The sequence below is a fragment of the Curtobacterium sp. MMLR14_010 genome, assembly GCF_001865015.1.
Classification (GTDB): Bacteria; Actinomycetota; Actinomycetes; order Actinomycetales; family Microbacteriaceae; genus Curtobacterium.
Window position 1 is genome coordinate 13,200 of sequence record NZ_MJGV01000020.1, and the last position, 23,593, is coordinate 36,792.

16 protein-coding genes and 1 tRNA gene are annotated in these 23,593 nt (G+C 72.5%); 9 read left to right on the forward strand and 8 right to left on the reverse strand.

The features are described 5' to 3' along the window. Positions 1 to 76: 76 nt before the first annotated feature. Together BIU98_RS03780 and BIU98_RS03785 are read right to left on the reverse strand one after the other, a co-directional pair. The gene (locus BIU98_RS03780; protein WP_083392945.1) at positions 77 to 553 is read right to left on the reverse strand and encodes a GNAT family N-acetyltransferase; all 477 of its coding nucleotides are present in this window, start codon (positions 551 to 553) and stop codon (positions 77 to 79) included. Then, entirely contained in the window at positions 550 to 2,046 is a 1,497-nt protein-coding gene (locus BIU98_RS03785; RefSeq protein WP_071271708.1) for an aminopeptidase P family protein, read from the reverse strand. The genes BIU98_RS03780 and BIU98_RS03785 overlap by 4 nt, the downstream gene beginning before the upstream one ends. A 69-nt stretch (positions 2,047 to 2,115) precedes the next feature. On the opposite strand from BIU98_RS03785, the gene BIU98_RS03790 reads away from it, so the two are divergent. Continuing rightward, positions 2,116 to 2,988 carry a PHP domain-containing protein gene (locus tag BIU98_RS03790; protein WP_071271711.1) on the forward strand — a complete coding sequence of 291 codons (873 nt, stop codon included), beginning with the start codon at positions 2,116 to 2,118 and terminating at the stop codon, positions 2,986 to 2,988. A gap of 137 nt (positions 2,989 to 3,125) precedes the next feature. Here the strand turns inward: BIU98_RS03790 and BIU98_RS03795 are convergent, their stop codons facing one another. Continuing rightward, positions 3,126 to 4,616, reverse strand: a complete 1,491-nt coding sequence (locus tag BIU98_RS03795; RefSeq protein WP_071271714.1) for a DEAD/DEAH box helicase — start codon at positions 4,614 to 4,616, stop codon at positions 3,126 to 3,128. Positions 4,617 to 4,699: 83 nt separating this feature from the next. Between BIU98_RS03795 and BIU98_RS03800 the strand changes: the two genes are divergently transcribed. Beyond that, complete coding sequence (locus BIU98_RS03800; RefSeq protein WP_071271717.1) at positions 4,700 to 5,416, forward strand: ferritin-like fold-containing protein; 717 nt, start codon at positions 4,700 to 4,702, stop codon at positions 5,414 to 5,416. 37 nt (positions 5,417 to 5,453) lie between these two features. Here BIU98_RS03800 and BIU98_RS03805 read toward each other — a convergent pair whose 3' ends face one another. Both BIU98_RS03805 and BIU98_RS03810 read right to left on the reverse strand, forming a co-directional pair. After that, positions 5,454 to 5,759, reverse strand: a complete 306-nt coding sequence (locus BIU98_RS03805) for a hypothetical protein (RefSeq protein WP_071271720.1) — start codon at positions 5,757 to 5,759, stop codon at positions 5,454 to 5,456. Between the two features lie 17 nt (positions 5,760 to 5,776). Continuing rightward, a complete protein-coding gene (locus tag BIU98_RS03810; RefSeq protein ID WP_071271723.1) occupies positions 5,777 to 5,998 on the reverse strand; it encodes a DUF3107 domain-containing protein in 222 nt (73 codons plus the stop codon). Between the two features lie 123 nt (positions 5,999 to 6,121). Between BIU98_RS03810 and BIU98_RS03815 the strand changes: the two genes are divergently transcribed. Next, the gene (locus BIU98_RS03815; protein WP_175481283.1) at positions 6,122 to 9,277 is read left to right on the forward strand and encodes a UrvD/REP family ATP-dependent DNA helicase; all 3,156 of its coding nucleotides are present in this window, start codon (positions 6,122 to 6,124) and stop codon (positions 9,275 to 9,277) included. An 11-nt stretch (positions 9,278 to 9,288) separates the two neighbouring features. Beyond that, positions 9,289 to 12,552, forward strand: coding sequence for an ATP-dependent DNA helicase (locus BIU98_RS03820; protein WP_083392964.1), 3,264 nt, complete (start codon positions 9,289 to 9,291; stop codon positions 12,550 to 12,552). A gap of 115 nt (positions 12,553 to 12,667) precedes the next feature. Here BIU98_RS03820 and BIU98_RS03825 read toward each other — a convergent pair whose 3' ends face one another. Then, the gene (locus BIU98_RS03825) at positions 12,668 to 13,666 is read right to left on the reverse strand and encodes a phosphotransferase (RefSeq protein WP_071271726.1); all 999 of its coding nucleotides are present in this window, start codon (positions 13,664 to 13,666) and stop codon (positions 12,668 to 12,670) included. A 119-nt stretch (positions 13,667 to 13,785) separates the two neighbouring features. Here BIU98_RS03825 and nudC point away from each other — a divergent pair, with 119 nt between their 5' ends. Both nudC and BIU98_RS03835 read left to right on the forward strand, forming a co-directional pair. Further along, positions 13,786 to 14,721, forward strand: coding sequence for an NAD(+) diphosphatase (gene nudC, locus BIU98_RS03830; RefSeq protein ID WP_071271729.1), 936 nt, complete (start codon positions 13,786 to 13,788; stop codon positions 14,719 to 14,721). Next, the gene (locus BIU98_RS03835; RefSeq protein ID WP_071271732.1) at positions 14,718 to 16,466 is read left to right on the forward strand and encodes an ATP-dependent helicase; all 1,749 of its coding nucleotides are present in this window, start codon (positions 14,718 to 14,720) and stop codon (positions 16,464 to 16,466) included. Before nudC ends, BIU98_RS03835 begins: the two co-directional genes overlap by 4 nt. On the opposite strand, the gene BIU98_RS18825 is transcribed toward BIU98_RS03835, so the two are convergent. Continuing rightward, positions 16,357 to 17,214, reverse strand: coding sequence for a TOMM precursor leader peptide-binding protein (locus BIU98_RS18825; protein ID WP_139200551.1), 858 nt, complete (start codon positions 17,212 to 17,214; stop codon positions 16,357 to 16,359). The two genes, BIU98_RS03835 and BIU98_RS18825, sit on opposite strands and share 110 nt — an antisense overlap. A 170-nt stretch (positions 17,215 to 17,384) precedes the next feature. Continuing rightward, the gene (locus BIU98_RS03840) at positions 17,385 to 18,800 is read right to left on the reverse strand and encodes a zinc-dependent metalloprotease (protein ID WP_071271735.1); all 1,416 of its coding nucleotides are present in this window, start codon (positions 18,798 to 18,800) and stop codon (positions 17,385 to 17,387) included. A 152-nt stretch (positions 18,801 to 18,952) separates the two neighbouring features. Here BIU98_RS03840 and BIU98_RS03845 point away from each other — a divergent pair, with 152 nt between their 5' ends. From BIU98_RS03845 to BIU98_RS03855, 3 genes are all read left to right on the forward strand, one after another. Next, a complete protein-coding gene (locus BIU98_RS03845) occupies positions 18,953 to 20,062 on the forward strand; it encodes a PDZ domain-containing protein (RefSeq protein ID WP_071271738.1) in 1,110 nt (369 codons plus the stop codon). A gap of 256 nt (positions 20,063 to 20,318) precedes the next feature. Continuing rightward, on the forward strand, positions 20,319 to 23,306 hold the full coding sequence (locus tag BIU98_RS03850) for a UPF0182 family protein (RefSeq protein ID WP_175481284.1): 2,988 nt from the start codon (positions 20,319 to 20,321) through the stop codon (positions 23,304 to 23,306). A gap of 62 nt (positions 23,307 to 23,368) precedes the next feature. Continuing rightward, a tRNA-Met gene (locus BIU98_RS03855) sits at positions 23,369 to 23,445 on the forward strand. The last annotated feature ends 148 nt before the right edge of the window (positions 23,446 to 23,593 follow it).

Sequence of the window (23,593 nt, forward strand, 5' to 3'; positions counted from 1 at the left end):
GGCCACGGATCGTCGCCCGCTGAACAGCGGGTGGACGGTTCGTGGCCGTTCGTCGTCGCGGCGTGTGCCGCTCGGGTCAGAGGAGCTTCGAGAAGCAGATCGACAGTGGAGCACCCTGGTAGGGGCCGAAGTTCGCGATGCGGGTGAAGCCCTCGCGCTCGTAGAACCGGATGGCCCGGGTCTGGGCGGGGCCGGTCTCGAGCACGACGGCGGGGGAGCCGAGGTCGAGCGCGGCTTCTTCGAGCCGGCGGAGGATGTCCGTCGCGACCCCGGCACCGCGGGACTCACGACGGACGTACATCCGCTTGATCTCCGTGATGCCGTCGTCGACGAGTCGCAGACCGCCACACCCGAGCGGGGTGCCGTCCTGGTCGCGGGCGACGAAGAACACCGCCATCGACTCGGCGGTCGGCTTGCGCCCCGGTTCGGTGTCGCCCCCGTAGGTGCTGTCGATCTCGATGCGCTGGGCGGCACGCAGCCGCTGGGCATCGGGCGAGTCGAAGTGCTCGACGTCGATCGTGATGCTCTGCGGGGTGACCTCGGGTGTGCTCACCCGTTCAGGCTAGCGCCGGAGCGGCCGATCCACCCCTCCACGTCCGAGGGGGTCCTGGGGATGCCGACCGACAGGTTCTCGGCCCCGTCGGCGGTCACCAGGACGTCGTCCTCGATGCGGACACCGATGCCGCGGAACTCCTCGGGGACGGTGAGGTCGTCCTGCTGGAAGTACAGCCCGGGCTCGATCGTGAAGACCATGCCCTCCTCCACGACGCCGTCGATGTAGAGCTCGCGGCGGGCCTTCGCGCAGTCGTGGACGTCGAGCCCGAGGTGGTGGCTCGTGCCGTGCACCATGTAGCGGCGGTGGAACTGGTTGTCCGGCTGGATCGACTCCTCGGCTGAGACGGGCAGGAAGCCCCACTCAGCGGTCTTCCGCGCGATGACCTCCATCGCCGTGGCGTGCACCTGCCGGAAGGTGATGCCCGGCTTCACGATCGCGAACGCGGCGTCGGCGGCCTCGAGCACGGCCTCGTAGACCATGCGCTGCACGGGCGTGAACGTCCCGCTGACGGGCAGCGTGCGGGTGATGTCCGCGGTGTAGAACGAGTCGACTTCCACCCCGGCGTCGATGAGGATGAGGTCGCCGGGCTGCACGGCGCCGTCGTTCCGCGTCCAGTGCAGGATGCACGCGTGGTGGCCCGATGCTGCGATCGTGTCGTACCCGACCGTGTTGCCGTCGGCGCGGGCGCGGCGGTTGAAGGTGCCCTCGACGATGCGTTCACCGCGGGGGTGCGCCAGCACGGCGTCGAAGTCGGCGATGACGTCGGCGAACCCGTGTGCGGTGGCGTCGACGGCCTTGCGGAGCTCGTTGACCTCGTACGCGTCCTTGACCAGGCGGAGCTCGGACAGGTCACGGGACAGGACGTCGTCCGTCGCGGCGGCGCCGTCGGTCTCGCTGGCGCCGCCGACGGGGGAGCCGAGGCGTTCGTCGAGCGAGCGGGTGAGCTCGGCGTCGGCGTCCCGGACGACGAGCGCGGTGTCGTCGAGGGCGTCGAGGACGGCGGGGAGATCCCCGAGGTCGGCGGTCGCCAGGCCGAGGTCCGCCGCGACCTCCTCCAGGGACGGACGCGGCCCGACCCAGAACTCGCCGATCTCCGGGTTGGCGTAGAACTCCTCGGAGTCACGACCGGCGGTGGCCCGGAAGTACACGGTGGCGTCGTGGCCGTCGGCGGTCGGCGTCATCACGAGCACCGAGCCGACGACGGTGTCGGTGCCCCAGCCGGTGAGGTGCGCGAACGTGGAGTGCGGGCGGAACGGGTAGTCGCAGTCGTTCGAGCGGACCTTGGCGGTGCCGGCGGGCACGACGACCGTGCGGCCGGGGTGCAGCTCCGACACCCGGGCCCGTCGGGCGGCGGCGAAGGGCGCCTGCTCACGCGGTGCGGGCGCGGGGCGGTCGTGCTCGGCCCACTGGGACCCGATGAAGTCCTTGAACGTGGCGGATCCGGGAGTGGTGGAGCGGTTGCTCGTCGCGCGGGGAGTGGTGTCGGCCATGCCCCCATCATCGCATCGAGGTCGGCCAGCGGTCCGTGCGTCCGCCGACCTGTGGATAGGATCAGCGGCGTGCCTGATCCGTTCATCGACCTGCACACGCACTCGAGTGTCTCCGACGGCACCGAACCGCCCGCAGCACTCGTCCGGGCAGCCGCCGCCGCCGGTCTCGACGGCGTGGCGCTCACCGACCACGACACCACGTCGGGGTGGGACGAAGCCGTCGCCGCGGTGCGTGAACTGCCCCTGACGCTCGTCCCGGGCCTCGAGCTCAGCACGCGTGTCGGGTACCGCAGCGTGCACGTCCTCGGCTACCTGGTGGACCCGGCCGACCCCGGCCTGGTCGCCGAGACCGGTCGGATCCGCGAGGGCAGGCTCTCCCGCGCGCGGCGTATGGTCGACCGCATCGGACAGGACCACCCGATCACGTGGGAGGACGTCCTCGCGCAGGCCCGCAGGGGTGCGACCATCGGCCGTCCGCACATCGCCGACGCCCTCGTCGCCCGCGGCCTCGAGTCCGACAGGAGCGCGGCCTTCCGCGGTATCCTGCACCCGGCCTCCGGCTACTACGAGCCGCACGACGCCCCCTCACCCCTGCGCGGTGTCGAGCTCATCCGCGCTGCCGGCGGTGTCCCCGTGATCGCGCACCCGGCGGCGTCGTCCCGCGGGGTCGTCATGGACGAGGACGACCTCCGCGAGCTCGTCGACGCCGGCCTCGGCGGGGTCGAGGTCGACCACCGCGAGAACGTCGCCCACGGCAAGCGCACGCTCCTCGAGTGGGCCGACCGCTACGGCCTGTTCGTCACCGGGTCGAGCGACTACCACGGCACCGGCAAGCCCAACCGCCTCGGCGAACACCGCACGGCGCGTCGATCGTTCGACGCCATCGTCGCGCAGGCCACCGGCAGCGCGCCCGTGGTCGGCCCCGGCTCGCGCCTGTCCTGACCGACCGAGACTCGCTCGCCCGGACACCGTGCGGGTCGCGGCCCGCGCGGACTGTCCGCATGGGTGAGACTCGGCCCGGACCGTGGGGATGACGAAGGGCCCGTCGCGTCAGCGACGGGCCCTTCTGCCGGGAGGCGCTACTCGCCGTCCGACGCCGGCTGCGGCGACGAGGCGGTCGCCTCGCCCCCCGTGCCGGCTCCGCGACGACGGCGGCGGCGACGCCGCTTGGTGGCGGCTGCCTCGCCGTCCGTGCTGTCCGGACCGGTGCTCTGGGCTTCGGGCTTCGACTCCGGGGCCGACGCTGCCGGCCGGTCGGGGCCTCCTGGGCGGGTACGACGACGCGGACGCGAGTCGCTCGACTCACGCGACTCGCGCGCTTCCCGGGGCGGCCGTGCGCTGCCGGTGCGCGGGGCGGATGCACCGGCGGTCGCGGCGTGCGACGAGGTGCCGGGCAGGCGACCCTTCGTGCCGGCGGGGATGTCGAGCTCCTCGAACAGGTGCGGCGACGACGAGTAGGTCTCGACGGGCTCGGGGATGCCGAACTCGAGGGCCTTGTCGATCAGCGTCCACTTGTGCAGGTCGTCCCAGTCGACGAACGTGACCGCGATGCCCGTCTTGCCGGCACGGCCGGTGCGGCCGGCGCGGTGCAGGTACGTGTCGGGGTCGTCCGGGATCGTGTGGTTGATGACGTGCGTGACGTCGTCCACGTCGATGCCGCGGGCGGCGACGTCGGTCGCGATGAGCACGTCGTGCTTGCCGGCCTTGAAGGCGGCCATGGCACGCTCGCGCTGCTCCTGGTTGAGGTCGCCGTGGACGGCTGCGGCGTTGAAGCCGCGGTCCTTCAGCTCCTCGACCAGCTTCGCCGCCGCACGCTTGGTGCGGGTGAAGATCACGGTCTTGCCGCGGCCCTCGGCCTGGAGGATGCGGGCGATGACCTCGTCCTTGTCGAGCGAGTGCGCCCGGAAGACGAGGTGCTTGATGTTGGCCTGCATGAGGCCCTCGTCCGGGTCCGTCGCGCGGATGTGCACCGGACGCGACATGAACCGGCGAGCGAGCGCGACGATCGGCGCCGGCATCGTGGCCGAGAACAGCATCGTGTGGCGCACCTCTGGCACGGCCTGGAAGATCCGCTCGATGTCCGAGAGGAACCCGAGGTCCAGCATGCGGTCGGCCTCGTCGAGGACGACCTCCTGCACGTGGGAGAGGTCGAGCAGCCGCTGGCGCTGCAGGTCGATGAGGCGCCCGGGGGTGCCCACGACGATCTGCGCGCCGGCCTTGAGCTGGTCGACCTGGCCTTCGTACGCCTTGCCGCCGTAGATCGCGGCGACCGCCGTCGGGCGGTTCGAGGTCGCGAGCTCGAGGTCCTCGGCCACCTGCACCGCGAGTTCGCGGGTCGGGACCACGACGAGCGCCTTGACGCCGTGCGCGGGGTCGGCGCCGAGGCGCTGGATGAGGGGGAGGCCGAACCCGAGGGTCTTGCCGGTACCGGTCTTGGCCTGGCCGATGATGTCCTGGCCGGTGAGGGCGAGCGGGATCGTCTGCTCCTGGATCGGGAAGGGCTCGATGATGCCCTTGCCGGCCAGGGCATCGACGATGTCCTGCTCGATGTTGAGGTCTGAGAAAGTCAAAAAGGTCACCCTGTCCTATCGGGGAGTCCCGGGCAGTCTACCGGCGCGCGGAGCCCTCCGGTCGTTCCCCCTATGCTGGTGGCGTGGTGTCGTGGTGGAACCGGAAGCGCGCGGCGCAGCTCGCGGCCGCGTGGCTCGCGTCGCGGAACCCGAAGAACGCCCCCCAGGTGGAGCGCCTGCAGCTCGATGACGTCAGCCCCGAGCTCGACGTCTTCCTCGGCCAGGCCGCCTACCTCCAGCTCTCGTTGTACGAGACGATGGGCCGCGCCGGAGCCGGCGCCCCGACGCTCTCCGGCCGCCTGGTCACCGGCGTGCTCGCGACCACCGCACTCGAGCGGCACCGGTCGATCGTCGCCGAGATCGAGCAGATGGGGCAGGACCCCGCCGAGCTGATGGCTCCGCACCGCGAGGCCATCGACCGCTTCCTCAAACGGACGAGCGGCGCGGACTGGTACGAGTCGATGCTGACCGGGTACGTCACGGCGGGCATCCTCAACGACCTGTTCGCCAACCTGCTGCGCTCGCTGCCGGCGGACGTCCGCCAGCGCCTGCGCTCGGTGTTCGACTCACGAGAGGCCGCCGCCGTGGTCGAGGAGCTCAGCGCCCGCATCGACGAGGAGCCCCAGGTGGCGTCGCGCCTGGCGATGTGGGGCCGACGACTGGTCGGCGACACGCTGCTCGTCGCCCGCTCGGCCCTGGCGTCGCATGCACGCGAGGACCAGGAGCGGCTCGAGCCGGTCTGGACCGAGCTCATCGCCGCGCACACGCGTCGGATGGACGCCCTCGGGCTCACGGCCTGACCGGCTGACCGCCCGGCGTGCCGTGGTGGCTGGGCTGTCAGACGGGGTTCGCGCCGCGGGCCTTGGCGGCCTCGTAGTACGCGACGTCAGCCGCGGTGCGACGACGACCGAGCAGCCACTCCGCCCCGAGCGCGACGACGGCCGCCCCCACGAGCGCGACGACCCAGATCCAGGTGGCGTCGTACTGCCAGCCCGCCCAGGTCAGGACCTCCCAGAGGACGGCGGCCGTGATGCCGCCGACCACCGGGCCGAGCAGCTGTCCGCGCGTCGAGTGCCACGGCAGCACGAGGTGCGCGACGGCACCGCAGATGACACCACCGAGGACGGCGAAGAGGAGCTCCATGTCTCAGGCGGGGTCGGTCAGGCGACGAAGCCGATGCGACGCGCCTCTTCCGAGCCGAACTCGACGTAGGCGAGGGCTGCGGCGGCCACGACGTACTTGCGGCCCTTCTCGTCCTGGAGGGCCAGGTGCGTCTGGGAGGTGAGCGCCTCGGAGACGGCCTTCTCGATCTCCTCAGCGGTCTGCTTCGACTCGAAGGCGATCTCGCGGGGGCTGTTGATGATGCCGATCTTGATGTCCACGTGCTCACCATATCCGAGCACCTCCGACCGGTCCCGTCCGTTCGCCGCGGGCGCACGCCGGGGCTCGTCACTGCCGTGGCGCGGTGCCCCGGGGATGTCGGTCGCGCTCGGTACCGTACGCACGTGCCCACGACCACGCTGACGCCAGCTCCCGCGCCGACGCAGGTGTCGCGCGCGCTGGTGGACGACCCCGCGCAGGCCCAGGTGCTGGCCCTGCCCGACGGGGTCCACGCGGCGGTCATCGGCGCCCCGGGGACGGGCAAGACCTCGACGCTCGCGCGGCTCGTCGCCGCCCGGCTCCGTCGTCCGGACGCGGTCAGCACCGACGGGCACGCGACCGTGCTCGCGCTGACGTCCTCGCGCACCGCGGCCACCGGGCTCCGCGACCGCCTGGCCGCCACGGTCGAGCGTGTGACGCCGGGCGCCCTGGCCCGCACCGTGAACTCCCTGGCGTTCCAGATCGTCACCCACGCCGCCGCGCAGCAGGGGCAGCCGGCGCCGACGCTCCTGACCGGCGGGGAGCAGGACCGGATCCTCGGCGACCTGCTCGCCGGGCACGACGCCGACGGCACCGGACCGCACTGGCCCGACCCGATCACGTCGGTGGTGCGTGAGCGGGCCGGCTTCCGCACGGCGCTCCGTGACGTCATGATGCGTGCCGTCGCGGCCGGGGTCGAGCCGGACGACATGCGGGAGCTCGCGGACGGCCACGGCCGACCCGAGTGGCGTGCCGTCGGGGACCTCGTCGACGAGTACCGCGCAGCGCTCACGGCGTTCCGGACGACCAGTCTCGACGCCGCCGAACTCGTCGCCTTCGCGACCGCTGCCGTGCTCCGCGGGGAGCTCCCACCGGCCGTGGCCGCACTGCGGCTGCTCGTGGTCGACGACACCCAGGAACTCGTCGAGGGCGAGGTCGCGCTCCTCGGGGCCCTGGCCCGTGCCGGTGTGCAGGTCGTGGCGTTCGGTGACCCGGACATCGCGGCCTCGGCCTTCCGCGGTGCCGAGCCGGACGTGCTCGGTCGGCTGGCGTCACGCCTCGGCGTCGACCGCGTGCAGGACGTCGTGCTCGGCACGGTGCACCGCCACCCCGCCCCGATCCGTGCGCTCGTCACGGGCATCACCGGGCGCGTGGGCGCGGCGGCGGCGGGTCGGCAGCGCACGGCGGTCGCCAGCCGGACGGACGGCCGTGGGGACTCCGTCCTGCACCTCGAGGGCGGCAGCCGGTCGGCGCTCCTCGTCGCGGTGGCCCGGCGGCTCCGCGAACACCACCTGCTCGACGGCGTGCCGTGGCACGAGATGGTCGTCGTCACCCGCAGCGGTGCGGCGATCCCGGAACTCGTCCGGGCCTTGTCCGTGGCCGAGGTCCCCGCCACCGCCGGTGCTGCCCCCACCCGACCCCGCGACGACTCCGCCGCACGGTCGCTCCTCGACGCCGCCGGGGTGGCACTCGGCGTGCTGTCCCTCGACGCCGACCTGGCCACCGCGTTCGCGACGGGGCCGCTCGGTGGGCTCGACACCCTCGCGATGCGCCGACTCCGGCTCGCCCTGCGGCGCGAGGAGCTCGCGGGCGGCGGCACCAGGACCGCCGACGAGCTGCTCGTGGACGCCCTCGGCGCCCCGGAACGGCTCGCCACGGTCGACGCCGCCTTCGCCCGTCGGGCCACCCGGCTGGCGCGCAGCCTCGTGCAGGCCAGGACGGACGCCGACACGGGCGCGAGCATCGAGGAGATCCTCTGGGGGCTCTGGGAACGCAGCGGTCTGGCCAAGGTCTGGGGCGGGCAGTCGCTCGCGGGCGGGGTCGGTGCCGCCGAGGCCGACCGGCACCTCGACGCCGTCGTCGGGCTGTTCACCGCGGCGAAGCGGTTCGTCGAGCGCACGCCGGACGCCCCCGCCCGGGTGTTCGTCGACGACCTGCTCGGTGCCGACCTGGCCGAGGACAGCATCGGCCCGGACCGGACGGCCGGTCGGGTCCGCGTGCTGACGCCCTCCGCGACCATCGGCGTCGAGTGCGAGGTCGTCGTGGTCCTCGGGCTGCAGGACGGCGTCTGGCCGAACACCCGGGTGCGTGGCAGCCTGCTCGACCCGGACGGCCTGGTCCGCGCCGCCGACGGGCTCGAGCAGACCCCGGTGGACGACCGTGCGGCCGTCGTCGCCGACGAGCTCCGGCTCTTCGCCCGGGCCGTGTCCCGCGCCACCACCCAGGTGGTCATCGGCACGATCGCGAACGACGACGAGAGCCCGTCGCCGTTCGTCCGCCTGGTCCCGGTCCCGCCGGACCGGCAGCCGTCCGCCCACCCGCTCTCGCTCCGCGGCCTCGCGGGCACCCTGCGCCGACGGGTGGTGACCACCGGGGACCACGAAGCGGCCTCGGCCCTCGCCCGGTTGGCGTCCGAGGACGTCCCAGGGGCGTCGCCCGACGACTGGTACGGCACCGCGGAGCCCACGACCGAGGACCCGCTCGTCGACCTCACCGCCGACCCCGAGCAGGACCCCGTGACCGGAGAGGACGTCGCCCCGACCGTCTCGGTGTCCCCGTCGCGGATCGGCACGTTCGAGGAGTGCCCCGTGCACTGGTTCGTGCAGACCTTCGGCGGCGGTGCCCCGAGCCCGGCGATGGGCATCGGCACGATCGTGCACGAGACCATGGAGCACGCGACCGAGGTCGACGTCGAGTCGCTCTGGGAGCACGTGGAGTCCCGCTGGGGCGAGCTGACGTTCGAGTCGCCGTGGATCGCCGACCGCGAGCGCGCCAGGACCCGTCGGATGATCGAGGGCCTGAGCGACTACCTCCGCACCTTCGCCAGCGTCGGGCGTCGGCTGCTCGGCGCGGAGACGTCGTTCGCGCTCGTCACCGGCCCTGCCCGGATGCGCGGCAGCATCGACCGGATCGAGATCGACCCGGACGGCCGGGTGAGCGTCGTCGACCTGAAGACCGGCCGGGGCATGCCGAGCGAGAAGAACGACATGCCGGAGCACCCGCAGCTCGGCGCGTACCAGCTCGCGGTCGAGGACGGCGCGGTCGAGGGCGTGCCCGCCGGGTCGCCGATGGCCGATGCCCGGCTGGTGTTCGTGCAGAACCCGAAGGGCGGCCACGCCTACTCGGAGCGCACCCAGCAGGCGTTCGACCCCGACACGCGCCAGGCCTACCGCGATCGCCTGCACGGGGTCGCCCGCGGGATGGCCGACCGTACGTTCATCGCCAACGTCGACGACCACTGCGAGAAGGCCCGCACCGGCGTCGAGTGCCGGATCCACGTCGTCGGAGAGGTCACCTGGTGAACGAGGAGCTGGTGGAGACCACCGCGGAGACGGAGACGGAGACGGAGACGGAGACGGGGACCGCCGCGCCCACCGTCCCCGCGCGCGACGCGGACACCATCGCCGACGCCCTCGGCCGCCCCCGTCCGACCGCCCAGCAGCGGGCCGTGATCGAGTCACCCCTGGCGCCGTCGCTCGTCGTCGCCGGAGCGGGCAGCGGCAAGACCGAGACGATGGCGTCCCGGGTCGTCTGGCTGCTCGCGAACGGCCTGGTCCGCCCCGACCAGGTCCTCGGGCTGACGTTCACCCGCAAGGCAGCCGGCGAGCTCTCGATCCGCATCAACGACCGCATCCGCGCGCTCGAGGACGCGGGCCTGATCGCCCCCGGCGACGCCTTCGAAGCGCCGACGGTCTCCACCTACAACGCCTTCGCGAACAGCGTCTTCCGCGAGAACGCGCTGCTCGTCGGCCGTGACGGCGAGTCCCAGGTCCTCACCGAGCCGTCGGCGTGGCAGCTCGCGCGCCGCGTGGTCGTGGCGGCGCGCGACGACCGTCTCGCCGGGCTCGACCGGAACGTCGACACGATCACGGCGGCCGTCGTGTCCCTCGCCGGTGCCGCGTCGGAGCACCTCGTCGAACCCGAGCAGCTCCGCCGGTTCGCCATCGAGTTCTCCGAGCTGCTCGAACTGCCGGGCAACCGGGGCAAGCCCTACGCCGCGGTCACCGCTGCCGTCTCGGCCATCGGCGCACTCGAGCCCCTGACCGACCTGGTCGCGGAGTTCCGCCGGCAGAAGGTCGACCGGGGCTTCGTCGAGTTCTCCGACCAGATCGCCCTCGCCCTCGCCGCCGCCGAGGCCGCCCCGCGCGTCGTGGCGGACCTGCGGCAGCGCTTCCGCGTCGTGCTCCTCGACGAGTACCAGGACACCTCGGTCGTGCAGACCCGGTTCCTCGCCCGGCTCTTCCGCGAGCACGCGGTGATGGCGGTCGGCGACCCGCACCAGTCGATCTACGGCTTCCGCGGGGCGAGTGCCGCGAACCTCGCCCGGTTCCCCCGCGACTTCGGCGGCGACGGGGAGCAGACGGCCCACACGTTCGCGCTGTCGACGAGCTGGCGGAACCCGGTCGACGTCCTCGCCGCCGCGAACGCCGTCGTGTCGCCGCTGTCCGAGGCGTCGGAGGTCGACGTCGAGCGGCTGTCCCCACGGCCGGGCGCCGACGACGGCACGGTCGACGTCGTCTTCACCGAGACGCTCCCGGAAGAGGCGCTCGCCGTGGCCGCGTGGTTCGAGGACCACCGTCGGCGCAACCCGACCGGGTCGATGGCGCTCCTGCTGCGGGCGCGGAAGGACCTGGCCTCCTTCACCGCGGCGCTCACCCAGCGTGGCGTGCCGTTCCACGTGCTCGGCACCGGCGGGCTGCTCCAGCGGCCGGAGATCGTCGACCTGGTGGCGTGTCTGCGGGTCCTCCACGACCCGGCGGCCGGCAACGACCTCATCCGCCTGCTCGCCGGGGCCCGGTGGCGCGTCGGTGCCGCGGACGTGGCCGCCCTCCACGCACTCGCGCAGTGGCTGTTCAAGCGCGACCACACCCAGCAGCGGCTCGACGACGACGTGACCGCGGCGTTCCGGGCCTCGGTCGCGGTGGGGGAGCACGGCTCGGTGGTCGACGCGCTCGACTTCGTGGCCGTCGCCCCCGACGACCACGGCGCCCTGCAGGGCATCACGGACGCCGGCCGGGACCGCATGCGTCGGCTCGGGCAGCAGCTCGCGGCGCTCCGCTCCCGTGCCGCCGGGGACCTCGTCGACTTCGTGACCCTGGTCATCCAGGAGATGCACCTCGACATCGAGGTCGCGGCGCACGAACAGGGCAGCAGCGCCTACCTCGACGCCTTCGTCGACGAGCTCGCCGGCTTCGTCGGCACGGACGACCGCGCGGACCTCGGCGCCTTCCTCGGCTGGGTCGACGCCGCCGCGCGCCGCGACGACATGGGTCCGCGGTCCGAGGAACCCGAGGACGGGACCGTGCAGATCCTGACCATCCACGGGTCGAAGGGCCTGGAGTGGGACGCCGTCGCGGTGCCCAGGATGGTCGAGGGCGCGTTGCCCGCCCGGCCGCAGGAGGGCTCCTCCGGCTGGATCGGGTTCGGCCGCCTGCCCTACGAGTTCCGCGGCGACGCCGACGAGCTCCCGCGGCTGGCCTGGCGCGGACACGACTCGCAGAAGGACGTCACCCTCGCGATCGAGGCCTTCAAGGACGAGGTCAAGGCCCGCAACGAGGACGAGGAACGCCGGCTGACCTACGTCGCCCTGACCCGCTCGCGGCACGAGCTCCTGGTGAGCGGGTCGTTCTGGGCGGGCGGCGTCAAGCCCACGATGCCCAGCCGGTACCTCGCCGACCTCGTGCAGGCCGAGGTGCTGCCGGCGTCGGCGATCCCGGAGACGACGACCCACGAGGCCAACCCCCTCGGGGACGCCGGCGCGACGCAGTCCTGGCCGCACGTGCCGTTCGGCGACCGGGCGCCCCGGGTGCTGGCCGCCGCCGACCGGGTGCGCAACGCGAACCCCGGTGCCTCGGGCCGGTACGCGGCGGACATCGACCTGCTGCTCGCCGAACGCCGTGCCGCCCGGTCGGCCAGGCACCGGGTCGTCGTGCCGCACCGTGTGCCGGCGTCGGGCTTCAAGGACTACCTGACCGCACCCGACGCGGTGGCCGAGCGGCTGCGGCGTCCGATGCCCGAGCGTCCCTACCGCGCGACCCGTCTCGGCACGCTCTTCCACCAGTGGGTCGAGACCCGCGGTCGGTCCGGCGGCGCGCTCGAGACCCTCGACGTCTGGGACGGCGAACTCGACCTCGACCCGGACGAGGGCCCGACGACGCCGAGCACCCCGACCGACGCGGTCGTCAGCGACGACGACGCCGATCGGCTCGGCGAGTTCCAGGCCACCTTCGCCCGGTCGCGCTGGGCGGAGCTGACGCCGGTCGAGGTCGAGCGCGAGATCCACATCCCGTTCCTCGGACACAGCGTCGTCTGCAAGCTCGACGCCGTCTACGAGATCGACGGCCGCATCGAGGTCGTCGACTGGAAGACGGGCAAGGCGCCGTCCGGGGCCGCGGACCTCGAGCAGCGGCAGCTCCAGCTGGCGCTGTACCGCGTCGCGTACGCCGAGTTCACCGGACGCCCGATCGACCAGGTCGACGCCGTGTTCTACTTCGTGGCCGACGACCTCGAGGTCCGGCCCCGGGAACTGCTCGACCGTGCCGGACTCGAGCGGGCCTGGCAGCAGGCCGTGGGCTGACCGGACCGGCGGGGCGGACGCACCCCGGGCCTCCAGGCCGTGCCAGCCGAACGGACCATGCCAGCCGAGCGGACCGTGTCAGCCGGACGGACCGTGTGAGCCGAGCGGACGACGTCTAGCCGTGCCGGCGCTCCGTCGACGTCAGCAGCTGCTCGACCTCGCCGATCTCCATCGTCTCGGGGGAGACCGACTGCAGCGGTGCCGCCGAGGGCGCGTGCACCGCGTCGACCAGCCGGTGCATCATCGCGACGGCGTCGTCGACGACCTCCGTGCTCTTGGCCTGCACGCCGTGCAGCAGCCACTGCGCGGTCTCGAGCTCGTGGTACACCCGCGCCCGCTGGGCGAGCTGGCGGTCGCGACCGCCACCGTTCGCCTCGTACGCGGTGAGGACGCTGTCGAAGGCCTCGCGTCGGCCGGGGAGCACCCAGGCCAGGTCCTTGGCCGGGTCGCCGAGCCGCAGCTCGCCCCAGCCGAGCACGCCGGTGACCTCGTCGCCGGTGACGAGCAGGGCCTCGGTGCCGAGGGCGCCGTGCACGACGGTCGGGGTGAACTGCCAGAGCTGCTGGTCGCGGGCCGCACCCTCCCAGCGCTCCTGCAGGGCGGCGGGGACGAGCTTGGTCGCGACCGCGCGGTCCATCACGGACACGGCGGAGCGCAGGACCTCGAACGGGGTGAGGGACGGCAGACCGGCGTCGGTCACGAAGCTGGTGGGGAGCACGTGGACGGCGGCGATCGCGCGGCCGACGCTGGTCGCCAGCTCGGGACGCTCGGCGAGGGCGCCGAGGGCCGGATGCGCGCCGGGGACGAAGGTGGTGAGGATGGCACGGGTCGACCCGACGGGCGCCTGTCCGCGGTACTCCGGGACGGCGAACGGGAGGCGCGACCGGATCCCGGCACTCAGCGCCCGGATCGCGAGGAGGTCGGCCGACTGCCGGGCTTCAGCCCGCTGGTTGCGCGGACGCCGGATCACCGACTCGCGTCCCTCGGAGTCGTGGAGGAGCGCCGACTCGTAGTCGCCGGAGGCGACCGAGCCGAGCGTGCGTGTGCCCGTGACCTCGAGTCCGGGAACGGTCGTCGTCGCCAACGCCGCTAGAGTGAACTGGGATCCCGCCATGCCCCACAGGGTAGGTCCGTCGGCGTCACGAACCGTGCGCGCCACGCTGTCCCGCGCGGATGCCCGCCGTCGGCTCGCCGAGTGCGAGCCGGTTCGATCCCGACCCGAGGAGTCACCCTGTGACCGAGGAGTTCGCCGCCCGGCTGCCGCTCGCCCGCAACGAGCTCGACCGCGATGCCGAGTACCGCAGCACGCCAGACCTCGGTCGGGTCCTGCGGGACGACCCCGCCACGCGGTTCCTGCCCGTGCACGGTGCCGCGATGCTGCGGAACGCCGACGGCACGCTGCGGTTCGTCCCCGCCGTGTCCGTCCCGGAGTCCGCTCCGCTGGTCTACCTCGGACGCTCGCTGTCCGACGCCGCCGACGCCCCGGCCGGCACCCGGTTCGTCGCCGCCCTGGTGGACGCCGACACCGCTGGCCGCATCGAGCCCGACTCGGACGTCTGGGAGAACCTGCGGATGTTCGGCACGGAGCTGTCCGCCCGTGACCAGGGCCTGGCGGTCGAGGCCGTGGCGATGGCGAACTGGCACGCCGTGCACGGCTTCTCGCCCCGCACCGGGTCCGACACCGAGGTCGTCACCGGCGGCTGGGTCCGTCGTGACGACCAGGGCCACGAACTCTTCCCCCGCACGGACGCCGCCGTGATCGTCGGCGTGACCGACCGTGACGACCGCATCCTGCTCGGCTCGAACGCCGCGTGGGACGACGACCGCTACTCGCTGCTCGCCGGCTTCGTCGAACCGGGGGAGACGCTCGAGGACGCCGTCCGCCGGGAGGTCTTCGAGGAGTCCGGCGTCCACGTCGAGGAACCCGAGTACCTCGGCTCGCAGCCCTGGCCGTTCCCGGCGTCGCTGATGGTCGGCTTCCGTGCCAGAGCCCTCGACGGCGACCCGTCGACCGTCCGGCCCGACGGCGTCGAGATCATCGACGTCCGGTGGTTCTCGCGGGAGGACATCCGCGAGCGTGCGGGGACCACCCTGATGCTGCCCGGTCGGACGTCCATCGCGCGGGCGATCATCGAGGAGTGGTACGGCAGCCCGCTGGACCTGCCGTGAGCCCAGGCCCGCAGTCGAACGCGTCGCCGCAGCCGCCGTCGCCGGAGGCCCTGCTCGCAGCCCTCGACGCCGAGCAGCGCACCGTCGCGACGACCCTGCTCGGTCCGGTCGCGGTGCTCGCCGGCGCGGGGACCGGCAAGACCCGAGCCATCACGCACCGCATCGCCTACGGGGTGGCGACCGGCACCTACTCGCCGAACCACGTCCTCGCGCTGACGTTCACCACCCGCGCCGCCGGTGAACTGCGGTCGCGCCTGCGCGCCCTCGGTGCCGGCGCGGTTCAGGCACGCACCTTCCACGCGGCGGCGATGTCGCAGCTGAGCTACTTCTGGCCGGACACGGTCGGCGGGCACGCCCCGAAGATCGTCGAGTCGAAGGCCCGGATCATCGCGCACGCGGCGGACACGGTCGGCATGCGCGTCGACAAGCCCGTCCTGCGCGACCTGGCCGGCGAGGTCGAGTGGCGCAAGGTGCAGCGCCTGACCTACGACGAGTACGAGGCCGCCGCCGCCGACCGGGTGATGCCGCGCGAGACCCCGCCGTCGCGCGTGATCGACCTGATGCGCGCCTACGAGCGGCTGAAGGACGACCGCCGCCAGCTCGACTTCGAGGACGTGCTGCTCGCGACGCTCGGCATGGTCGAGTCCGAGCCGCGGGTCGCCAGCTACGTCCGGCAGCAGTACCGGTTCTTCGTGGTCGACGAGTACCAGGACGTCTCACCCGTGCAGCACGACCTGCTCCGCGCGTGGCTCGGCGACCGGCAGGACCTCTGCGTCGTCGGCGACGCCAGCCAGACCATCTACTCGTTCGCGGGCGCGTCGAGCCGGTACCTGCTCAGCTTCGGCTCCGAGTTCCCGCGCGGGTCCGTCCTGCGCCTGGAGCGGAACTACCGCTCGACGCGGGAGGTCGTGCACGCCGCCAACGCCCTGATGCGCGGTCGTCCCGGCGCGCTCGACCTCGCCGCGCAGCAGACCGAGCCGGGCCCGGCGCCCGTCGTGGTGCCGTGCGTGCACGACGGCGACGAAGCGGCCACGGTGTCCCAGCGCATCACCGAGCTCGTGCAGGCCGGGTCGGCGTACGGCGACTGCGCGGTGCTGTTCCGCGTCGGGGCGCAGTCCGCCGCGCTCGAGGCAGCACTCGGCCGCGCCGGGATCCCGTACCGCGTGCAGGGCGGCACCCGGTTCTTCGACCGGCCGGAGGTCAAGCTCGCGGTGCACCACATGCGGGGTGAGGCGATCCGCCAGACGGACGACGAGCTGACCCGGCGCGTCGGCCTGGTGCTGCAGGTCAGTGGGTGGACCCCGACCGCGCCCGACGGCACCGGCGCCGTCCGCGAGCAGTGGGAGGCCCTGCAGGCGATCATGGGCCTCGCCGAGGACGCCCCCGCCGGCACGACCATGCAGGAGTTCACGCAGGACCTGGTCGACCGCGCCGCGACCCACCACGAGCCCGAGCTCGACGCCGTCACGCTGGCGACGCTGCACTCGTCCAAGGGCCTGGAGTGGCAGAACGTGATGATCGTCGGCGCCGCCGAGGGCCTGCTGCCGATCTCGCACGCGACCACCGAGGACGAGGTCGACGAGGAACGCCGGCTGTTCTACGTCGGACTGACCCGAGCGCGGCGCACCGTGACCGTCACGTGGTCACGGCAGGGGTCGTCGCGCGGGGGTGCCCGGGCGCCGAGTCGGTTCCTGGCAGCGCTCGACACGCACACCGCGGGTGCGGCCGCACCGGTCGGCGGCTGACCGACAGGTCGTCCCGCTCGAACACGAGCTGGTCGGTGCCAGCGGCCACGGTGGTGCGCGGCAGGAGCTCGACCACCGACCGCGTGACTGCAGCAGCGACCGCGCCGGTCCGCCACGGGGAGAGCGGTGCCGCTGGACGTCCCCAGACCTGCGCGGCGATGGCCGGCCACGCCGGGTCGTCGTCGACGTGCGCGTACTCCAGGCACTGCAGGCACGGCCCGCTGCCCGGTACGACGAGCGGCCCCACGCGGACCCGGCCGTCGCCCACCACGACCGGCAGGTGCGGCGTGCCGCGCCGGGTCCAGGCCGAACGGAGCGCGGGGTCGACGACGTGGTCCGCGACGACGACGGCGATGCGGGGCTCCGGGTCCGGCAGGGCGACGGGGCCGCCGCGGGGCGCGGTGGTGCGGACGACGGTGATGCCCTCGCCCGTCAGGAAGGCGTCCAGGGTCGACGCGAGCTCACCGGCGCCGTGGACCTCGACCCGGGTGAGCGGCTCCGGCAGCATGTCGAGCACCGCCGGGGACGCGGCACCGAGCACCTGCGCCGCCACCTCGGGGCGACACCGGACGCTCGCGGCCAGGCCGGACAGGGCGTCGCGGCTGGTCTCCCGCCGGAGGGCACAGAGGAAGCGTTCCTCGGCCGTCGTCGGCACGCCGATCACCGCGCGCGGCGGGTCGACGCCGAGCTGGACGGTCGCCGGGTCACGCCAGACGAACTCGAGCGACGGGTCGATGCGGATGCCCATGCGTCCACCGTGGCGGACGCGCGGCGCGGACGGGCGGTCGCCGACGGATCTGTGGAGAACCCGCCGGGCCGACTGTCGACCACCGGACCACCGGACCACCGGACCACCGGACCACCGGTCCATCGGACCCCCGGCCGACCGCCGGGGCCGACCCGGGCCTCCAGGTCGTGTCAGCGCGGGCCGGCGTCCGGGGCTGGACCGGTCGCGTCGGGTCCGTCGCCGGGCTCGTCGTCGATGCCGCCCGACTCGTCCTCGCGTGGGCGTGAGCCGGTCGCGTCGTTCAACAGGTCCTCGAGCGCGCGGTCGAACTCGTCGTCCTCGGGCGTGTGCCCGGGGTTCCGGAGCCGCGCGACGAGCGCGTCGGGGGCGTCGACGTCCTCCGACGTCGGGACCAGGTCGAAGTGCTCCCACAGGGCGTCCCGCTGCTCGGCACCGAGCTCGTCGGTGACCCGCTGCCACATGACCGCGGCCTCGCGCAGTCGACGGGGGCGGAGTTCGAGGCCGACCAGCGTGGCGAACGCCGACTCGGCCGGTCCGCCGGCAGCCCGGCGACGCCGGACGGTCTCGGCGATCGCGCCGGACCGGGGCAGGCGAGCGGTGGCCGCGGCGGTGACGGTGTCGACCCAGCCCTCGACCAGGGCGAGCATCGTCTCGAGGCGGGCCAGGGCGGCGTCCTGCTCGGGGGTGCGCGGCGGGATCAGCGCACCGGACGCGAGGGCGTCGCGGAGCTGCTCCTGGTCCGTGGGGTCGATGTCGGCGGCGAGTTCCTCGACCCGGTCGAACGGGATGTGGATGCCGCGGGCGTACTCCGTGATGGAGGAGATGATGTGCAGTCGCAGCCAGCGCGCCGAGCGGAACAGCCGGGCGTGGGCGAGCTCGCGGACGGCGAGGTAGATGCGGACCTCGTCCACCGGGACGTCGAGGCCCTCGGCGAACTCGGCGACGTTCTGGGGAAGGAGCGCGGCGACCTGCTCGTCGAGGAGGGGCACGCCGACGTCGCCGCCGGACACCACCTCCTTCGAGAGCTGACCGACGACCTGGCCGAGCTGGATCGCGAAGAGCGCCCCGCCGACCCCGCGCATGGCCTTCGAGACGTCGCCGAGCATCGCCTTCAGTTCCTCGGGCGCGCGCTGGTCGATGGCCTCGGTCAGGGCGCCGGCGATGCTCGCGGCCACGGGCTCGGCGATCTGCGTCCACACGGGGGCGGTCGCCTTCGCCCACTGCTCGCGGGTGTACAGGCTCGGCGTGGCGGTCAGCTCGGCGACGGTGGTGACCTCGTCGAGCCACAGCGCCGCGACCTGGAAGGCCTGGTCGCTCGCCTGGCTGGTCGCCGGGTCGATGCCGTGGGCGCCGTCCTTCGCGATCGCGGTGGCACGCTCGGCCGTCACCGTGAAGTCGATGCCGTCGCCGCCGTCCTGTGCCGCACGCTGCAGCTGGCTCATCAGGTTGGCCACGAAGGCCGGGTCGTTCGGCAGGCCAGCGGCGCCCGCGAGCTGCGACGGGTCGATCTGGCCCTCTCCGGCGAGGAGCTTGCGGAGCATCTCCTGGAAGTCGTCGTCCGGCCCCGGCTGCGGTTCATCAGGCATGCCGACTACGCTAATCGCTGCTCGTGGGGCCGCACCTGGGACGGGCCCGTGGGAGCGCTCCTGCGGGTGCGCCGAGGGCGAACAGCCCGTCGACGACCGGTCGGTGACGACCGCGCCGCCAGCTTCCCGAGCACCCTGCCGGAAGGACCCCGTTGACCATCTTCGCGACCGCTCCCCGCCGCCGCTCCCGCCGTCGCACCGTCGGGTGGGCGTTCATCGTCGGCGCCGTCGTGCTCGCGATCGTGGCGAGCGTGCTGCCGAGCCCGTACGTCATCGAGCTGCCCGGCCCGGTCTTCAACACGATCGGCACGCAGGAGCAGGGCACCGGGAAGGACTCCAAGGACGTCGAGCTCATCGAGATCGACGGCCATGAGACCTACCCGACCGCCGGCGCGCTCGACATGCTCACGGTCAGCGTCCAGGGCACGGCGACGCAGCGCCCCCCGTGGACGAGCGTCATCCGGGCGCTCTTCACGAAGTCGCAGGCCGTGGTCCCCGCCTCGGCCATCTACCCACCCGGCACGACGACCGAGCAGGTGGACAAGCAGGACGCCGCCGACATGACGAACTCCCAGCAGTCCGCCGTTGCCGCAGCCCTCATCCAGCAGGGGGAGCGCATCCCGACCGAGCTCGAGGTCGGCACCGTCGCGAAGGGCTCCCCGGCGGACGGCCCGATCCGCACGGGCGACGTCATCACCGCCTTCGACGGCAAGCCGCTCACGACGAACGCGGACGCCACCACGCTGCGCGGCCTCGTGGCCGACCACGGGACGTCCAGCCCGGCCACCGTGACGATCCGCCGCGGGGACGCCACGCGCCAGGTCCGGGTCACGCCGGTCGACCAGGACGGCACCGCGCTGCTCGGGGTCGGCGTCGTGGAGCGGTACGACTTCCCGTTCGACGTGTCCATCAAGCTGCAGGACGTCGGCGGCCCGAGCGCCGGCATGATGTTCGCCCTCGGGATCATCGACGAGATCACCCCGGGCAAGCTCAACGGCGGCAAGCACGTCGCGGGTACCGGCACCATCACCGCCGGCGGCGAGGTCGGCCCCATCGGCGGCATCCGCCAGAAGCTCTACGGCGCCGAGGCCGCGGGAGCCACCGTCTTCCTCGCCCCCGCGGCGAACTGCGACGAGGTCGTCGGCCACGTCCCCGACGGACTCGACGTCTACGCCGTGAAGACCCTGGACCAGGCGGTCTCCGACCTGGGCACGATCGCGAGCGGGAAGAGCACGGCCGGCCTCGCCACCTGCGGTCGCTGACCGACGGTTCCTGGCCGCTGGTCCCGTCGACGGGACCGGCGTCGGTGACGTGCGTCGAGCCTCCAGACCGGTCGGAGGCTCAGGGGGACTTCCTGAGATCGGGTACAGCTTCTCTGTCGGCGGCGTCCCATAGGATCGTGGGACTGACGGCCCGGTGCGCCGGGCCGGCCGGTCCGACACGTCTGGAGCACATCACGTGACGACAACCTCGTCCACCTCGTCCACTGCGGGCCGGCGTTCGCCGCGTGTCCCGATCGTGGTCACGATCATCGTGCTGGCCGCACTGGTGATCGCCTTCTTCATCTTCGCCAGCCTGTACACCGACTACGCGTGGTTCGCGCAGCTCGGCTTCCAGCAGGTGCTGACCACGCGATGGATCGCGGGGGCGGTGATGTTCTTCGCCGGCTTCCTCGGCATGGCCGTGCCGGTGTACCTGAGCATCCTGTTCGCGTTCCGGTTCCGACCGGTCTACGCCAAGCTCGGGTCGCAGCTCGACCGCTACCAGCAGGTCATCGAGCCGCTCCGCCGCGTCGTGATGATCGGCATCCCGGTCGTCCTCGGCATCTTCGCCGGACTCGCGACGGCACCCCGCTGGAGCATGGTCCTGCAGTACTTCAACCGGACCCCCTTCGGCAAGAAGGACCCGCAGTTCGGCCTGGACATCGGCTTCTACGTCTTCGAGCTGCCGTTCTGGCGCTCGGTCGTGGCGTACTCGTCCGCGGTGGTCCTCATCGCCGGGCTCGCCGCGCTCGCCGCGTGCTACCTGTACGGCGCGATGCGCTTCGGTGGGCGTGAGGTCCGGATCTCCCGTGCCGCCCGGGTGCAGCTCGCGATCACGGCGGCGGTCTACATCGCGCTGCAGGCCGTCAGCCTGTGGCTCGACCAGTACGCCGCGCTGACCAAGAACAACTCGCTGATCACCGGTGCGCAGTACACCGAGGTCAACGCCACGATCCCCGGTCGCGAGATCATGGCGGGCATCGCGGCGATCGTCGCACTGCTCTTCATCGTCACGGCGGTCATCGGTCGCTGGCGGATCTCGATCGTCGGCACCGGGCTGCTGCTCGTCTCCGCGATCGTCATCGGCGGCATCTACCCGTGGATCGTCCAGCGCCTGCAGGTGGCCCCGAGTGAGCGGTCGTTCGAGTCCGCGTACATCCAGCGGAACATCGACGCCACCCGAGACGCCTACGACGTGTCCGGGGTGAAGGAGTCGAACTACGACGCCACCACGTCGCCGTCCACCGGCGCCCTCGCGCAGGACGCCCAGACCACGGCGAACATCCGCCTGATCGACCCGAAGATCGTGTCCGACACGTTCAGCCAGCTGCAGCAGTCGCGGCAGTACTACAAGTTCCCGTCCGAACTCGACGTCGACCGCTACCAGATCAAGGGCCAGACCGAGGACACCGTGATCGCGGTCCGCGACATCGACCTCGCCGGCCTGAGCGCGAAGGCGAACACGCAGTACAACCGCACGTTCGTCTACACGCACGGCTACGGCGTCGCGGCGGCGTACGGCAACCAGCGCGCCAGCGACGGCAAGCCGGTGTTCCTCGAGTCCGGCATCCCGTCCTCGGGCGCCCTCGGTGACTACCAGCAGCGCGTCTACTTCGGCGAGACCTCGCCCGGCTACTCGATCGTCGGTGCGCCGGAGGGCTCGAAGAACGTCGAGCTCGACTACCCGTCCGGCTCGGACGACGACAACGGCGGCAACGCGACGACGACCTACAAGGGCGACGGCGGGCCGACGATCGGCAACTTCTTCAACCGGCTCGTCTACGCCGCGAAGTTCCAGTCGGAGCAGATCCTGCTCTCGAACGCGGTCAACAAGGACTCGCAGATCCTGTACGACCGCAACCCGATCACCCGTGTGCAGAAGGTCGCGCCGTACCTGACGCTCGACAGCGACGCCTACCCGGCGATCGTGGACCACCGCCTGCAGTGGATCGTCGACGGCTACTCGACCTCGGACGCGTACCCGTACTCGCAGAGCCAGAGCCTCGCCGACAGCATCAACGGCACCGAGTCCTCGACGTTCCGCACCGACCAGGTCAACTACATCCGCAACTCGGTGAAGGCCACGGTCGACGCCTACACGGGCAAGGTGACCCTCTACACGTGGGACACGAAGGACCCGGTGCTGAAGACCTGGCAGAAGGTCTTCCCGACGTCGCTGAAGCCGGTCTCCGCGATGAGCGCCGACCTGCTCGACCACGTCCGGTACCCGACCGACCTGTTCAAGGTGCAACGCTCGATCCTCGGCACGTACCACGTCACCAACGCGAACTCGTTCTACTCGGGTGACGACGCCTGGACGACGCCGACCGAACCGACGAGCGGGTCGAACGACGCCGACACGACGGCGGCGAACACCACCACGACGACGACCGCACTGGGTACCCAGACGTCGGCGGCACGGGCGAACCTGCAGGACCCGTACTACCTGACGATGAAGGTGCCGGGGCAGGGGACCGCGTACTCGCTCTACACGACGTACATCCCCCAGCAGACGGGGTCGAACGCGCGGAACGTGTTGACCGGGTACCTCGCCGTCGACTCCGACGCCGGAGGCTCCGGCAAGGGCAAGCGGGCGTCCGGCTACGGCAAGCTCACGCTGCTGACGATCCCGAAGACCGACAACATCCCGGGTCCGCTGCAGGTGCAGAACCTGTTCAACTCCGACACCACGGTGTCGCAGGAGCTGAACATCCTGAAGCGCGGGAACAGCACCGTCAAGCAGGGCAACCTGCTGACGCTGCCCGTCGGTGGCGGGTTCCTCTACGTGCAGCCCGTCTACGTGCAGTCCACGTCGAGCGGCTCCTACCCGCTGCTGCAGAAGGTCCTGGTGGCCTTCGGCGACAAGATCGCGTTCGAGGACACCCTCGACGAGGCGCTCAACCAGCTGTTCGGTGGTGACTCCGGCGCTGCCGCGGGTGACCAGGGCGCCGCGGGCGGTTCCGACACCGGCACCGACAACGGGTCGGACAACGGGACTTCGGACTCCGACTCCGATTCCGATTCCGGATCGTCCTCGGGCAGCGGTTCCACCGGTGGATCGTCGTCCAGCTCGGACGACCCCGCCGTGCAGAAGGCCCTCGCCGACGCGAGCGCCGCGCTGCAGGACCGCCAGCAGGCCTACGCGGACAACGACCTCGTCGCTGCCGCCGAGGCTGACCAGCGCCTGCAGGAAGCCGTCCAGGCGGCGGTCGAGGCCGAGGAATCGAGCAGTTCCGGCAACTGACGACACGGGCGGGGTGGCCGATTTGGCACCCCGCCCGTTGCCGTGTAAGCTTCTAAACGTGCCGCGGGGTGGAGCAGTTCGGTAGCTCGCTGGGCTCATAACCCAGAGGTCGTAGGTTCAAATCCTGCCCCCGCAACCAACGCGACACAAGAAGCCCCGGTCCTCACGGACCGGGGCTTCTTCGTGTCCTGGGTAGATTCCGTGCGGACGCCGTTCCGGACAGGAGGCCCGCCGCCAGCTGGTGGGGAGCCTCCCGTCCGTCTCCTGGTTGCGTCGCGACCCGACCT

Coding starts and splice junctions, on each gene's coding strand:
- BIU98_RS03785 (WP_071271708.1), bottom strand. CDS start 2,046: ATGGCCGACACCACTCCCCGCGCGACGAGCAACCGCTCCACCACTCCC.
- BIU98_RS03805 (WP_071271720.1), bottom strand. CDS start 5,759: ATGGAGCTCCTCTTCGCCGTCCTCGGTGGTGTCATCTGCGGTGCCGTC.
- BIU98_RS03825 (WP_071271726.1), bottom strand. CDS start 13,666: ATGGCGGGATCCCAGTTCACTCTAGCGGCGTTGGCGACGACGACCGTT.
- BIU98_RS18825 (WP_139200551.1), bottom strand. CDS start 17,214: ATGGGCATCCGCATCGACCCGTCGCTCGAGTTCGTCTGGCGTGACCCG.
- BIU98_RS03840 (WP_071271735.1), bottom strand. CDS start 18,800: ATGCCTGATGAACCGCAGCCGGGGCCGGACGACGACTTCCAGGAGATG.